10 protein-coding genes are annotated in these 13,125 nt (G+C 64.9%); 4 read left to right on the forward strand and 6 right to left on the reverse strand.

Features of this window, described 5'->3' with window-relative positions:
- Positions 1–162 precede the first annotated feature (162 nt).
- Entirely contained in the window at positions 163–1,008 is an 846-nt protein-coding gene (locus ABOC32_RS13970; RefSeq protein ID WP_426811434.1) for a transporter substrate-binding domain-containing protein, read from the forward strand.
- Positions 1,001–1,771 (forward strand): SDR family NAD(P)-dependent oxidoreductase, encoded by a 771-nt coding sequence (locus ABOC32_RS13975; RefSeq protein WP_426811435.1) that lies wholly within the window; start codon positions 1,001–1,003, stop codon positions 1,769–1,771. Before ABOC32_RS13970 ends, ABOC32_RS13975 begins: the two co-directional genes overlap by 8 nt.
- Before the next feature lie 1,415 nt (positions 1,772–3,186).
- Here the strand turns inward: ABOC32_RS13975 and ABOC32_RS13980 are convergent.
- The 6 genes from ABOC32_RS13980 to ABOC32_RS14005 all read right to left on the reverse strand — a co-directional run bounded on the left by ABOC32_RS13980 (position 3,187) and on the right by ABOC32_RS14005 (position 10,676).
- Positions 3,187–4,482 (reverse strand): NAD(P)/FAD-dependent oxidoreductase, encoded by a 1,296-nt coding sequence (locus ABOC32_RS13980; protein WP_426811436.1) that lies wholly within the window; start codon positions 4,480–4,482, stop codon positions 3,187–3,189.
- 54 nt (positions 4,483–4,536) lie between these two features.
- The gene (locus ABOC32_RS13985; RefSeq protein ID WP_016498980.1) at positions 4,537–4,959 is read right to left on the reverse strand and encodes a RidA family protein; all 423 of its coding nucleotides are present in this window, start codon (positions 4,957–4,959) and stop codon (positions 4,537–4,539) included.
- 31 nt (positions 4,960–4,990) lie between these two features.
- Positions 4,991–6,130 (reverse strand): tyramine oxidase subunit B, encoded by a 1,140-nt coding sequence (locus tag ABOC32_RS13990; protein WP_426811437.1) that lies wholly within the window; start codon positions 6,128–6,130, stop codon positions 4,991–4,993.
- Positions 6,131–6,255: 125 nt separating this feature from the next.
- Entirely contained in the window at positions 6,256–7,473 is a 1,218-nt protein-coding gene (locus tag ABOC32_RS13995) for a multidrug effflux MFS transporter (protein ID WP_426811438.1), read from the reverse strand.
- 226 nt (positions 7,474–7,699) lie between these two features.
- Positions 7,700–9,010: a hypothetical protein gene (locus ABOC32_RS14000; RefSeq protein ID WP_426811439.1), complete on the reverse strand. Its 1,311-nt coding sequence runs from the start codon at positions 9,008–9,010 to the stop codon at positions 7,700–7,702.
- A gap of 178 nt (positions 9,011–9,188) precedes the next feature.
- Positions 9,189–10,676 carry an aldehyde dehydrogenase family protein gene (locus tag ABOC32_RS14005; protein WP_426811440.1) on the reverse strand — a complete coding sequence of 496 codons (1,488 nt, stop codon included), beginning with the start codon at positions 10,674–10,676 and terminating at the stop codon, positions 9,189–9,191.
- A 376-nt stretch (positions 10,677–11,052) separates the two neighbouring features.
- Here ABOC32_RS14005 and ABOC32_RS14010 point away from each other — a divergent pair, with 376 nt between their 5' ends.
- Both ABOC32_RS14010 and ABOC32_RS14015 read left to right on the forward strand, forming a co-directional pair.
- Positions 11,053–12,549: an APC family permease gene (locus ABOC32_RS14010; RefSeq protein ID WP_426811441.1), complete on the forward strand. Its 1,497-nt coding sequence runs from the start codon at positions 11,053–11,055 to the stop codon at positions 12,547–12,549.
- A complete protein-coding gene (locus ABOC32_RS14015; protein WP_426811442.1) occupies positions 12,530–13,102 on the forward strand; it encodes a DUF3156 family protein in 573 nt (190 codons plus the stop codon). The genes ABOC32_RS14010 and ABOC32_RS14015 overlap by 20 nt, the downstream gene beginning before the upstream one ends.
- Positions 13,103–13,125: the final 23 nt, after the last annotated feature.

The following is a 13,125-nucleotide window of genomic DNA, read 5'->3' on the forward strand; positions in this document are numbered from 1 at the left end:
CCGGATTTTTTTAGCAGTGCCCGAAAAGCCCCGGATCGAGGGCTGTTGACAGGCGATGAGAGAGTTCCTATGTTGTATGCATCCTTGCATGCATTGACTGTTGCGTGCAGGTTCTTGCCGTACCTTCCTGCCCAAAAACAACGAATTTCAGTGAGGTCCACCATGCATTCATCGCGCTCGTCATCCCTCAAGGCCCTGGTCATCGGCGCCGGTCTTTGTGGGGCTTTGCTGGCCCAGTCGGCGGCCCAGGCAGCAGAAACCTCGATATGGCAGGACGTGCAGAAGGCCGGTGTGTTGCGCTGCGGCGCGGCGGTGGCCGCGCCCTACGTGATGCGCGATGCCAGTAGCGGCGATTACAGCGGCTACTTCGTCGACCTGTGCCGCGACTTCGGCGAGAAGGTGCTGAAGGTCAAGGTGGCCTTCGTCGATACCAGCTGGGACAACCTGGTGGCCGGCCTGCAGAGCAGCAAGTGGGACCTGGCCATGGCCCTGAACCAGACGCCGGAGCGTGCGCTGGCGGTGGGCTTTACCGTGCCGGCCACCGACTACCAGGTGTCGCTGCTGGTGAACAAGGACAACCCCAAAATGGCCGAGGTGAAGGACGACATCAGCGCCCTCGACAAGCCGGAGGTGACCTTTGCGGTGATGTCTGGCACTGCCCAGGAAAAAGCCATTTCCTCGGTGATTCGCAACGGCAAGATCATGCGCCTGCCGGGCATGGACGAAGCGCGCCTGGCGGTGATGTCCAAGCGCGCCGATGTGCTGGTCGACGCCAGCGACACCAACCACCTGTTCGCCCTGGCCAACCCCGGCTGGACCCGCGAGATCCTGCCCAAGCCGGCGCTGGCCAAGCAGGGCGTATCGTTTGGCGTGCGCCGTGATATTTCCCCGGCCGACCTGCAGGTGCTGAACATCTACCTGGCGCAGCGCCGAGAGACCGGTGACATCCAGCGGCTGGTCGACAAGGCATCGCTCGCCGCCAATGCCCAGGTGAACAAGAATGAGTGATCTGGCACGCCCTCTGGCCGGGCAGACCGTGCTGGTGACCGGCGCTACCGGTGGCATTGGCGCTGCCATCGTCGAACAGGTGGTGGCCGAAGGTGCCAAGGCGCTGATCCATTACAGCCGCGATGCGCACGGCGCAGAGCAACTGTTGGCGCGTATCGGTGGCAACGGCTGGACCGTGCAGGGTGACCTGAGCGAGGACTGCGGGCCGGACAAACTCTGGCAAGCGGCGCTGGAGCTGGCAGGAGGACGCATTCACGGCTTGGTCAACAATGCGGGTATCCGTACCGAAATTGCGCTGGATGCACCTTCCTCACAGTGGCGCGCAGCTTGGCGGCGGGAGTTTCAGGTCAACTTCTTCGCGGCGGCCGACCTGTGCCGGGAAGCCGTGGCGCATTTTCGTGTGCAGGGTGGCGGGCGCATCATCAACATGGCCAGCCGCGCAGCGCAACGCGGTTATGCGGCCGATGCCCTGCCATACGGCAGCAGCAAGGCGGCGCTGGTCAACCTGACCAAGTCGCTGGCGCGCAGCGTGGCCGCGCAGGGTGTGGTCGCGGTGGCCATTGCCCCGGGCTGGGTGCGCACCGACATGGCCGAGCAGTTCATTGCCCAGCATGGCGAAGCGGCGGCGTTAGCGGACATCCCGGTGGGGCGCATGGCCAGCCCGGCCGAGATTGCCGAGCTGGTGGCGTTTGCCTTGCGGCCGTCGCAGGTGTCGCTCAACGGCGCGACGCTGGATGTGAATGGCGGCAGCTACATTCGTTGACAGCTTGAACAACGCAGATTCCTGTGGGAGCGGGTTTACCCGCGAAGAATACACCGCGATGGATGGCACCGGCTTTGCCGGTGTTCGCGGCGGTTCGACGCCTCGATGAACCCGCTCCCACAGGGATTGCGTCCAGCGCATAAATTGAGCCAGACACCGGTCCTGTGGGAGCAACTGTCTTGCACCATCACTCAGGCTACCGCATCACCAGGTAGGAGCAGCCTTGTGCTGCGAAGAGGCCGGTAGGGCTGAAAATCATCTTTGGCTGCCACGGCCTCTTCGCAGCACAAGGCTGCTCCTACAGGTCCTGTACTTGCCTTGTAATCGAGACAGTCAGTTGGACCAGCTGCCTGGCTGAAAATCTAAAAGGGGGCACGCCCCCCGTGTGGGAGCGGGTTTACCCGCGAAGAATGCGACGCGGTAGATGGCACCGGCTACGCCGGTGTTCGCGGGCGCGCCCGCTCCCACAGGGATTGCGTCCAGCGCATAAATTGAGCCAGACACCGGTCCTGTGGGAGCAACTGTCTTGCACCATCACTCAGGCTACCGCATCACCAGGTAGGAGCAGCCTTGTGCTGCGAAGAGGCCGGTAGGGCTGAAAATCATCTTTGGCTGCCACGGCCTCTTCGCAGCACAAGGCTGCTCCTACAGGTCCTGTACTTGCCTTGTAATCGAGACAGTCAGTTGGACCAGCTGCCTGGCTGAAAATCTAAAAGGGGGCACGCCCCCCGTGTGGGAGCGGGTTTACCCGCGAAGAATGCGACGCGGTAGATGGCACCGGCTACGCCGGTGTTCGCGGGCGCGCCCGCTCCCACAGGGATTGCGTCCAGCGCATAAATTGAGCCAGACACCGGTCCTGTGGGAGCAACTGTCTTGCACCATCACTCAGGCTACCGCATCACCAGGTAGGATCAGCCTTGTGCTGCGAAGAGGCCGGTAGGGCTGAAAATCATCTTTGGCTGCCACGGCCTCTTCGCAGCACAAGGCTGCTCCTACAGGTCCTGTACCTGCCTTGTAATCGAGACAGTCAGTTGGACCAGCTGCCTGGCTGAAAATCTAAAAGGGGGCACGCCCCCCGTGTGGGAGCGGGTTTACCCGCGAAGAATGCGACGCGGTAGATGGCACCGGCTACGCCGGTGTTCGCGGGCGCGCCCGCTCCCAGGGATTGCGTCCAGCGCATAAATTGAGCCAGACACCGGTCCTGTGGGAGCGGGTTTACCCGCGAAGAATGCGACGCGGTGGATGGCACCGGCTTTGCCGGTGTTCGCGGGTGAACCCGCTCCCACAGGGATTGCGTCCAGCGCATAAATCGAGCCAGACGCAGGTCCTGTGGGAGCGGGCTTGCCCGCGAAGAATACGACGCGGTGTTCACGGGCTTGCTCGCTTCCACAAAGCCCGTGAGGGCGGGTGCGGTGTCAGGCGAAGCGCTCGAAGCGGTACGGGGACGGGTCGATCAGCGGGGTGGCCTGGGCAACCAGGTCTGCCGCCAGCTGGCCGGCAGCAGGTGAGGTGCCGAAGCCATGCCCGGAGAAGCCGGTGGCCAGGGTCAGGCCCGGGATGCTGGCCACAGGGCCGATGACCGGGTTGGAGTCGGGGGTGACGTCGATCGTGCCGGCCCAGGCGCTGGCGATGCGTGCCTGTTCGAACACCGGCCAGGCCGCTTTCAGGTTGCGCATGGCCTCGTCGTTAAGTGCCGGGTTGGCGTGCGGGTCTTGTACCCGTACCCGCTCGAAAGGGGTTACATCGGTAGCCTTCCAGCGCCGGGCCAAGGCCAGGTCCTTGAAGAAATACTTGCCAAAGCTGATGCGCAAGAAATCCCGCTGGGCACGCAGTTGGGGCAGGTAACGCTTGCCCAGCAGCAGGTGGTCCAGAGTGAGGAAGGCATCCAGCGCGCCGCGCTGGGTGATGATGTAGCCGCCGTCCTTGTGCTTGCGGAAGGAAAAGTCTGGTGCGCCAACGGCGATGTCGGTTGGCCCGTCCATGGGCGCTGTGCGCAACACGGAACAGGTCAGCGGCAAGGTCGGCAGGTTGATGCCCAGGTTGCCGAGGAACTTGCGCGACCACAGGCCCCCGGCCAGCAACACCTGGTCGCAGCGGATTTCGCCTTGCTCGGTGACCACCCCGCTGACACGGCCGGCTGCGGTGACCAAAGTGCGCACTGCGCAGTTCTCCACCAGCACCGCACCTTTGGCGATTGCCGCTCGGGCGATGGCGCTGGCGGCCAGGGTTGGTTCGGCGCGGGCGTCCGACGGCGTGAAGATGCCACCAGCCCAATCCGCCCGACCACCCGGCACCATCTGCGCGATTTCACGCGCGCTCAGCAGCCGCGAATCCAGGTTCAGCGCCTCGACGCTTTTCAGCCAGCCTTCATGCATGCCCATCTGTGTGTCGTTGCGGCCGATGAACATGATGCCGGCCTGGCGATAGCCAACGTCGCTGCCCACTCGTGCGGGCATCTCGGCCCACAGCCGATCAGCCGCCAGCGCCAGGGGAATGTCATGGGCGTGGCGGTTGGTCTTGCGCACCCAGCCCAGGTTGCGCGACGACTGCTCGCCCGCGATGCGCCCCTTTTCCAGCACCACCACCGGTATGTTGCGTTCGGCGAGGCTCAATGCGGCGGTGAGGCCGATAATGCCGCCACCGATGATCACCACGGTGGTGGCGTCGGGGTGGCGGGTGCTGGTTTGCACAGGGGCGATCGTGGGGGACATGGCTTTACTCTTTATTGTTCGTGCAGGGGGAGTGCTCAGCGCCAGCCAGTGGCCTCACTGGCCAAGGCGGATCAGGGTCACTTGCGCTTGCCCCGCGCCGCGGTAGGCGGTGACCTCCAGCTCGACCTTGTAAACGGTCGAACCCAGCGGTGGGCAGGTGACCGTGGTGGCCGGGTCGATGCCGCGGAACTTCTCGCCGATCACGTCCATTACTCGTGGCACATCGGCAGGGTCCTGGATAAACACCCGTGAGTTGATGACGTCGGCCAGGCTGGCATCGACCGCAGCCAGCGCGGTTTCGATGTTGGCGAACACCTGGTGGGTCTGTTCGATGACATCCTCTGGAATGACCTGGGTCTGCGGGTTGCGCCCGGCGGTGTTGGAGACGTGAATCCAGTTGTCCACCGCCACCAGGCGGGAGTAGCTGGCCATGTCTTCGAACTTGGAGCCGGTTTTCAGTTTGATGATCTGTGTCATGGGCTTTGCCTTGTTATCCGGTTGCGGGGGGTCAGCTGAGAACGGGGGTTTCCCAGAGGTTGAGCTTCACGCCGATGCCTTGCTCGAGCGCCTTGCGGTACACCACGGTGCCCCAGGCCACGTCTTCGACGGGCATGCCGCCCACCGACATCAGGATGATTTCGTCGTCATGCAGGCGGCCCGGTGCGTCGCCGCTGATGATCTTGCCGATGTCTTCCACCTGCTCGGCGGCCAGCGTGCCTTCGGCAATCATGTCCATGAAGCGCACGCCTACCAGCGGCACATGGTTGTGCGCAGGCTTGGGCAGCTCTTCGAACCAGGCCTCGTAGAGGCCGGTGTTGTCCACCACCTTGCGCACGTCGGCCTGCTCCATGCCGGCGTCGATGCTGCACGGGGCTGGCATGGCCAGGAACGCGCCAGGCTTGACCCACTCGCGGCGCACCAGCGGGTACTGGCTGGGGTCGCCGACTTCGCCCGAGCTGCAGTAGCTGACCAGGTCGGAGCCGCGTACCACTTCTTCCAGGGTTTCAACCACCTGTACATTCGTGATTTGCGGGAAGCTGGTTTTCACCCAGGCGACAAACGCATCCAGGTTCTTCTGGCCACGGCCCTTGACCTTGAGGGTGTCGATCAGCGGGCAGACGGCCATGAACGCGGCGACCGTGGTCTTGCCCATCACCCCCGGGCCGGCCAGGCCGATGACCTTGGCGTCCTTGCGCGCCAGGTGGCGGGCACCGACACCCGGGATGGCGCCGGTGCGGTAGGCCGACAGCAGGTTGGCCGACATGTGCGCCAGTGGCGCGCCGGTGTCGGCATCGTTGAGGGTGAACATCAGGATCGAGCGGGGCAGGCCTTTCTCGCGGTTGGCGATGTTCGAGCCGTACCACTTGGCGCCTGCAGTCTGGAAGTTGCCACCAAGGTACGCCGGCATCGCCATCATGCGCCGGTCGGCGGTGGGCTTGGGCATGTTGGGGAACGGCGATTGTTCGGGGAAGGTGATCATCGCGCCGTGCGAGTCGCTGTTCGGGCCGGCCATGCGGTAGTCGCCCTGGTACAGCAGGCCGAACATTTCTTCCATGGTGTCGACACAGGCCGGCATGTCGGTGACGCCGGCGCGGATCATGTCCTGCTCGGACAGGTAGATGAAGTCAATTCTGGTATCGAGGATCATGGCGGGTCTCGCAGGGCTGGCTGCCGTCGGATTTGTTGTTGGTGACGTGGCAGCCAGTTTCGCTAACGACTGGTAGGTCGTCTTGTGCCTGCCTGCCAGCCGAGTTGACCGTCAGTGCCAGGGCTTCAATGGCCCGCGAGCGAGAAGCTGGCCGGGGTGTCGCGCAGGCTGAGGGCAGTCAGCAGGCATACCACCAGGGTGCACAGGGCCAGCAGCGCGGCCCACGCGGTCGGGCCGTGGTTGATTACCACTGCGGCCAGAGGGGCCGCGCCGGCAGACGCCGACAGCTGGATGGCGCCCAGCAGCGCTGCGGTAGAGCCCAGTGCCTTGTCCTGCGAGGCCATCACCAGCGACATCAGCGTTGACTCGGCTATCCCCAGGCCGAACAGGGCTACCACCATGCCGCCAGCCACACCCGGTAGCCCCAGGCCCGTCAGTGCGCCAAGCAGGCTGATGCAGGCGCCGCCGGCCATGCACAGCACGCCCACCCGAGTCAGGGTGTTCAGGCCCAGCCGGCTGATCAGGCGGCTGGCCGTCATGGCGCCGAACAGGATCGACACGCCGGTGGCGCCGAACAGCAGGCCGAAGGCCTGGGCGCTCAGGCCGTAGTGGGCCTGGTACACCAGGGTGGCACCGCCGATGTAGGCGAACAGGAAGAAGAACACCGCAGCCACAGCCAGGGTCGGGCGCAGGAAACGGCGGTCGGCCAGGATGGCCAGGTAGGTGCGGCAGGCGTGGCCCAGGCGCAGGGGCTCGCGTTTACCCAAGGGCAGGGTTTCCGGCAGGTTCAACACGCTGTTGACCAGCACTGCCACGCCCATGCCGGCGAGTACCAGCATCACTGCACGCCAGCCGAAATGCGCGTCGATCACGCCGCCCAGGGCCGGTGCCAGGATTGGCGCCACGCCTTCGATGGTCATCAGCAGGGCAAACAGTTTGGTCGCGGCAACACCCTGGCTGACATCGCGCACCATGCTCATGATCACCACCAGGGTCAGCGCGCTGCCCAGGCCCTGGAAGAACCGCAGCATGATCAGGGTGTCGAGGCTGGGAGCTGCGGCTGCGCCGAGCGAGCACAGGATGAACAGCAGCAGGCCGGCCAGCAGCGGCTTGCGCCGGCCATAGGCGTCGACGATGGGGCCAAAGATCAGCTGGCCGGCGCCCATGGCCAGCAGGAAGAAGGTCAGTGTCAGCTGCACGCGGGTGAAGCTTGCCTGATAGTGGCTGGCGATTTCCGGCAGGCTCGACAGGTACATGTCGACGGCGGAAGGGCCGAGGGCGCCGATCAGGCCTAGGCCCAGAGCGAAGCTGAAGCGTACGGGAGGGGAGGGATTGGCTTGCATGGTTTTCTCTGGCTGATTTTTCACCTACCGATCGGTAGGTTGGCAAATAGTATGCGCCGGCCCAGTCAAGGTCAAACCCTTCCGGAAAGCCACTCACGCCTGTGGGAGCGGGCATGCCCGCGAACACCGGCAAAGCCGGTGCCATATACCGAGTCGCTTTCTTCGCGGGCATGCCCGCTCCCACAGGGATCCTGCAAGCTTTTAGATATTGGTGGGGGTGGCGACTTCAGAACGGCACAGCCACCGTCAGCTGGCTATACACATTGGTACCATTCCCTCCCACCTGGTTGCCGCCGTTGCTCTCGTCCTTGCGCGGCTGGTACAGGCCCACCAGCGGGCTGATGATCAGGTGCTCGTTCACCGCCCATTCCACATACAGGTCCAGCTCCCGGGCATCGAGGTTGAGGCTGTCGCGGCTGCGCACGGTGTCGAAGTCGAAGTACAGCGCGCCGACCGTGAGGTTTTCCAGCGGTGTCGCCTTTATGCCCACATGGTGAATGCCGGTGTTGCTGTTGAACGGGCCGGCGTAGTTGGCGGCGACTTCACCCTGGAACCAGGTGCCATAACCGCTGGACAGGCCGCTGAACAGCGAGTCCCAGCCTGCCGAGTAGCGGGTGTAGCGGTAGGTGACCTGCGGTGCCCACGGCAGGTCGGCGAAGGTGTAGCCGGCCTGCAGGTACCAGGCTTGCTCGGGGCCGTCGGTCTTGTCCTGCCAGGCGTATTCGAAAGCGAAACTGGCATTGTCGATGCCGGCACTGCCTTCGCCACGCACGCTGTACACGTCCATGCCTTCACGGGCTTTCTGGAAGTCGCTGGCCCATTGGTCGGTGACGTTGATGCCGTGAATCCAGGTCAGCCCCAGGGTGCCCAGGGCGTGGGTGTAGTCCAGCGTGCCGGCGGCCAGTTCGGTTTCGGCCTGGGCGCGGTTGTCGGATTTCAGCCACAGCAGGCTGCCATGCAGGCCATCGCTGCCCCCCAGGCGCAGCATGGCGGTGCGGTCAAAGGCGTGGCGGGCGGCCAGGTAGTAGGCCCCGCCACGGTCCAGCGCACCGTCGGCAACGCCATTGCCCAGGTTCGGGCCGTCGTCGTTGATCAAAAAGCCACTGCCCAGGCGAATGGTTTGGCGGCCGGCGGAAACGTCCACGCCATCTTTGCCCAGCGCGGGGAACAGGTCGGCGGAGCGCCAGCCGAGGAAGGCGTCTTCGATCTTGGTGGTGCGTTCGGAACCATCGGTATTGCCGGCCGCATCGCCGTCGCCCCAGGTGGCCGAGCTTACCCAGTTCAGGCTGCCGTACAGTGTGCCGCTGCCGGCCAGGCCCTGGTCACCGCTGAGGCCATACTTGATGAAGCCTTCGCGCCAGGTCGAACCACCCGTGGTGCCGTCGTAGTTCTTGCGGCTGTTGAACATGCCCCATACCGCCAGCATGTCGGCGTTCAGGTGGCTGTCATCGTCGGCGTACAGCTCAACGGCCGGCGCGGCCTGGCTGGCCAGCAGGGTGGCCAGGGCCAGGGTGGACAGCGTTTGCGGTTTGACCATTACACATCCCTCGATTGTTCTCGGCCACCTTCAGAGGGGCCTTTGTTGTTCGGGGGCACCCTCGGGCTGGCGAGGGGCCATCGCGGTTGGCGGCGATGGCCTATTAGGGCGTGTGCGGTGGGGCGGGGTCTTGTTCGTGGCTGCCAAGGCGCTTGCACGCCTTGGCCAAGGGGGCGGGTCAGTAGCGGATCATCACCGACTTGAGCTCGGTGAAGTCATCGATGAAGGCCGAGCCGAACTCGCGGCCGATGCCGGACGCCTTGATGCCCCCAAACGGCACAGCCGGGTCGAGCAGGGTGTGCATGTTCACCCACAGGGTACCGGCCTGGATTCGCGGGATCATGCGCATGGCCTTGCCCAGGTCGTTGGTCCACAGGCTGGCGCTGAGGCCGTAGGGCGAGGCGTTCATCAGGTGCAGCAGTTCGTCTTCGTCGTCATACGGCAGGAAGGTCGCCACCGGGCCGAAGGTTTCCTGGTTGAGCAGGGTGTCGCTGGCCGACCTGGCGAGGATTACCGTGGGTTCGACGAAACAGCCGGGGCCGTCACCCAGCTGGGCGCCATGGATGATCTGGCTGCCCTCGGCGCGCGCGATGGCGAACAGTTCGCCCAGCTTCTGCTGGTGTGGCTTGTTGGCCACCGGGCCGAACTGGGTGGCCTCGTCCAGCGGCGAGCCGATTTTCAGCTGGCCCAGGCGCTGGGACAGGGCGTCCAGCAGCGGGTCGATGCGCGAGCGGTGCACGTAGAAGCGCTCGCCAGCGGCGCAGATCTGCCCCGAGTGCAGGAAGCCGGCCTCGATGATGCCGTCCACTGCCTTGTCGGTTGCCACGTCGGGCAGGAAGGCCACCGCGTTCTTGCCGCCCAGTTCCAGTGTCGCGCGGGTCAGCTTGGCGCCCATGGCCGCCTGGCCGACGGCGATGCCGGTGGGTACGGAACCGGTGAACGAGACCTTGTCGGTACCTGCGTGCTCGATCAGTGCCTTGCCCACCAGGCCACCACCGGTCAACACGTTCAGTACACCGGCCGGCAGGCCTGCTTCGGTGGCCAGTTCGGCAATGCGCAGCAGCGTCAGCGGGGTGAATTCGCTGGGCTTGAGGATGATGCTGCAGCCAGTGGTCAGGGCCGAGGCCAGCTTCCAGATGGCGATCATGGTGGCGAAGTTCCACGGCACGATGCCCACCACCACGCCAATCGGCTCGCGCAGGGTGAAGGCGCTGTAGCGTTCACCGGCGAACGAGGGCAGCGACGGGGTGATGGTCTGGCCGGTGATCTTGGTCGCCCAGCCGGCGTAGTAGCGCAAAAAGTGCGCGGCCTGCTCTACTTCGAAGGCACGGGAAATGCCGATCAGCTTGCCGGACTGCAAGGTTTCCAGCTGCGCCAGTTCTTCGCGGTTGGCTTCCAGCAGGTCGGCCAGCTTGAACAGCACGGCGGCGCGGGCGGCGGGGCTGGTGTGCGACCAGGCGGTAAAGCCTTGGCGCGAAGAGCTGACGGCATGGTCGACATCGGCCTGGTTGGCGTCGGCGATGTGGGCGATGGTCTGGCCGTTGGCCGGGTTGACCACGGCGATTGTCGACGACGACTGGCTGGCGAGGTGCTGGCCGTGGATGAACACGCCATGCTCGCGGGCCAGGAAGGCCGTGACGGCAGGTAGGAGGGTGATGTCGCTCATGCAGACTCCGGGGCAGGTGGCCAAAGCTTGCAGCTTAGTGAGCGGGGCAGAGGGGTTCTTGTGCCTGCGTGACAGGGGCATGACTGTGGCTGCCAGGCGATGAGTCAGCCTTGCGCGATCCCTTGTAGGAGCGGCCTTGTGTCGCGATCGGGCTGCGCAGCAGCCCCCGTTTTTTGCATCACAGCCAATATCGCCGGGGCCGCTTTGCGGCCCGATCGCGACACAAGGCCGCTCCTACAGGGGCGGCGCCAGGCTCTGGAGCTGATTGCTGGCAGGCAGCAACAAGCCCGGCGGCAGCCATCGGCAAGACGGCATGCCACCTGCAGCGCACAGTAATCACTCGTTCAACGCCACAAAAACAAGCCGGGGCATAACGATGTCACTCAATAACAAGCTCACCGAGCACCTCAACCGCGGCACGGTCGGTTTCCCCACCGCACTGGCCAGCACCGTCGGGCTGATCATGGCCAGCCCGGTGATCCTCACCGCGACCATGGGCTTTGGCATCGGCGGCAGCGCCTTCGCCGTGGCCATGGTCATCGCCGCACTGATGATGCTGGCGCAGTCCACCACCTTTGCCGAGGCCGCATCGATCCTGCCGACCACGGGCTCGGTATACGACTACATCAACTGTGGCATGGGCCGCTTTTTCGCCATCACCGGCACGCTGTCGGCCTACCTGATCGTGCATGTGTTCGCCGGTACCGCCGAAACCATCCTGTCGGGGGTGATGGCGCTGGTGAACTTCGAGCACCTCAATACCCTGGCGGAATCCGCCGGTGGTTCGTGGTTGCTGGGGGTGTGCTTCGTGGTGGCGTTTGCGGTGCTCAATGCCTTTGGCGTCAGCGCCTTCAGCCGCGCCGAAGTGATCCTCACCTTCGGCATGTGGACCACCTTGATGGTGTTCGGCGTGCTCGGCCTGATCGCCGCACCCGCCGTGGAACTGGATGGCCCATTCGGCGTTTCGCTGGTGGGCACCGACCTGATGACCATCCTGTCGCTGGTCGGCATGGCCATGTTCATGTTCGTCGGCTGCGAGTTCGTCACGCCGCTGGCGCCCGAACTGCGTCGCTCGGCCTGGGTACTGCCACGGGCCATGGCGCTGGGCCTGTTCGGCGTGGCCAGTTGCATGTTCATCTACGGCGCCGCGATGAAACGCCAGGTGGAAAACGTGGTGCTGGATGCCGCCAGCGGCGTGCACCTGCTGGACACGCCCATGGCCATCCCGCGCTTCGCCGAGCAGGTGATGGGTGATATCGGCCCAGTGTGGCTGGGCATCGGCTTCTTGTTCGCCGGCGCGGCCACCATCAACACGTTGATGGCCGGTGTGCCACGCATTCTTTACGGCATGGCGGTCGACGGCGCGTTGCCCAAGGTGTTCACCTACCTGCACCCGCGCTTCAAGACGCCGCTGCTGTGCATCCTGGTGGTGGCGTTGATCCCTTGCCTGCATGCCTGGTACCTGGGCGGCAACCCGGACAACATCCTGCACCTGGTGCTGGCTGCCGTGTGCGCCTGGAGCACCGCCTACCTGCTGGTGACGCTGTCGGTGGTGATCTTGCGCATCCGCCGCCCAGACCTGCCGCGTGCCTACCGCTCGCCGCTGTTCCCGTTGCCGCAGATCTTCTCCAGCAGCGGTATCTTCATCGGCATGGCGTTCATCACGCCACCGGGCATGAACCCTGCCGATGTCTACGTGCCGTTCGCCATCATGCTTGGCGCCACGGCGAGCTATGCCTTGTTCTGGACGCTGTGCGTGCAGAAGGTCAACCCGTTCAAGCCGGCGCGGGTCGAGGATGTGCTCGAAAAAGAGTTCGCCGCCGAGCCTGGCCACGCCGTGGAGCACGTGCTGCATGATCAGAAGTTTGCGTGAACGCCTGCTGGCGCCTCGGGCGCCTTCCGGCTATCGCCCGGGTGCGACGCTGGCATGCCTGGCGCGCAACCTGGGTCAGCAGAGCCTGGTGGCTGCGGGGGTGATTCACGACCCAGCCCAGGGCTGGCAGGCCAAGGTGCACGAACGCGTCGAGGCCCACCTGCTGATGCACATCGTCACCTGTGAATTCCAGCTGCAGTTGCCTGCCCCGCAAGGGGGCGAGGTCAGCCTGGAGCTGCGCCATACCGGTGCGCTACGCCGTACCGGCCTGGCCTGTGTGTACCGCAAGGGCGATCGGGCGCGCTTCGCCCAACTGCGCGACCGGTTGCTGCAGCAGGTTGCATTGATGGCGGCGCTGATGCCGCTGGATTTCAAACGCCTGACCCTGGCCTGGCGCGACGGCCAATGGTTGCTGACGCTGGAGCACATGGGCGGCAGCGAAGTGGTCAACCGCATGCCGGCGTTTCGTCGCTACATCCCGATCAGCCCGCAACAGCGGGCGCACCTGATGGCCAGCCTGGCCCAGTTCAACACGTTGCTGCCCACCCTTTGATGCAACCTGGCATACGGCTTGCT

Origin of the sequence: Pseudomonas sp. WOUb67 (assembly GCF_050058005.1) — a bacterium.
Classification (GTDB): domain Bacteria; phylum Pseudomonadota; class Gammaproteobacteria; order Pseudomonadales; family Pseudomonadaceae; genus Aquipseudomonas; species Aquipseudomonas putida_R.

Bases quoted from the DNA above. Each gene is read 5' to 3' on its own strand.
- ABOC32_RS13970 (WP_426811434.1), top strand. From the start codon at position 163: ATGCATTCATCGCGCTCGTCATCCCTCAAGGCCCTGGTCATCGGCGCC.
- ABOC32_RS13975 (WP_426811435.1), top strand. From the start codon at position 1,001: ATGAGTGATCTGGCACGCCCTCTGGCCGGGCAGACCGTGCTGGTGACC.
- ABOC32_RS13980 (WP_426811436.1), bottom strand. From the start codon at position 4,482: ATGTCCCCCACGATCGCCCCTGTGCAAACCAGCACCCGCCACCCCGAC.
- ABOC32_RS13985 (WP_016498980.1), bottom strand. From the start codon at position 4,959: ATGACACAGATCATCAAACTGAAAACCGGCTCCAAGTTCGAAGACATG.
- ABOC32_RS13990 (WP_426811437.1), bottom strand. From the start codon at position 6,130: ATGATCCTCGATACCAGAATTGACTTCATCTACCTGTCCGAGCAGGAC.
- ABOC32_RS13995 (WP_426811438.1), bottom strand. From the start codon at position 7,473: ATGCAAGCCAATCCCTCCCCTCCCGTACGCTTCAGCTTCGCTCTGGGC.
- ABOC32_RS14000 (WP_426811439.1), bottom strand. From the start codon at position 9,010: ATGGTCAAACCGCAAACGCTGTCCACCCTGGCCCTGGCCACCCTGCTG.
- ABOC32_RS14005 (WP_426811440.1), bottom strand. From the start codon at position 10,676: ATGAGCGACATCACCCTCCTACCTGCCGTCACGGCCTTCCTGGCCCGC.
- ABOC32_RS14010 (WP_426811441.1), top strand. From the start codon at position 11,053: ATGTCACTCAATAACAAGCTCACCGAGCACCTCAACCGCGGCACGGTC.
- ABOC32_RS14015 (WP_426811442.1), top strand. From the start codon at position 12,530: ATGATCAGAAGTTTGCGTGAACGCCTGCTGGCGCCTCGGGCGCCTTCC.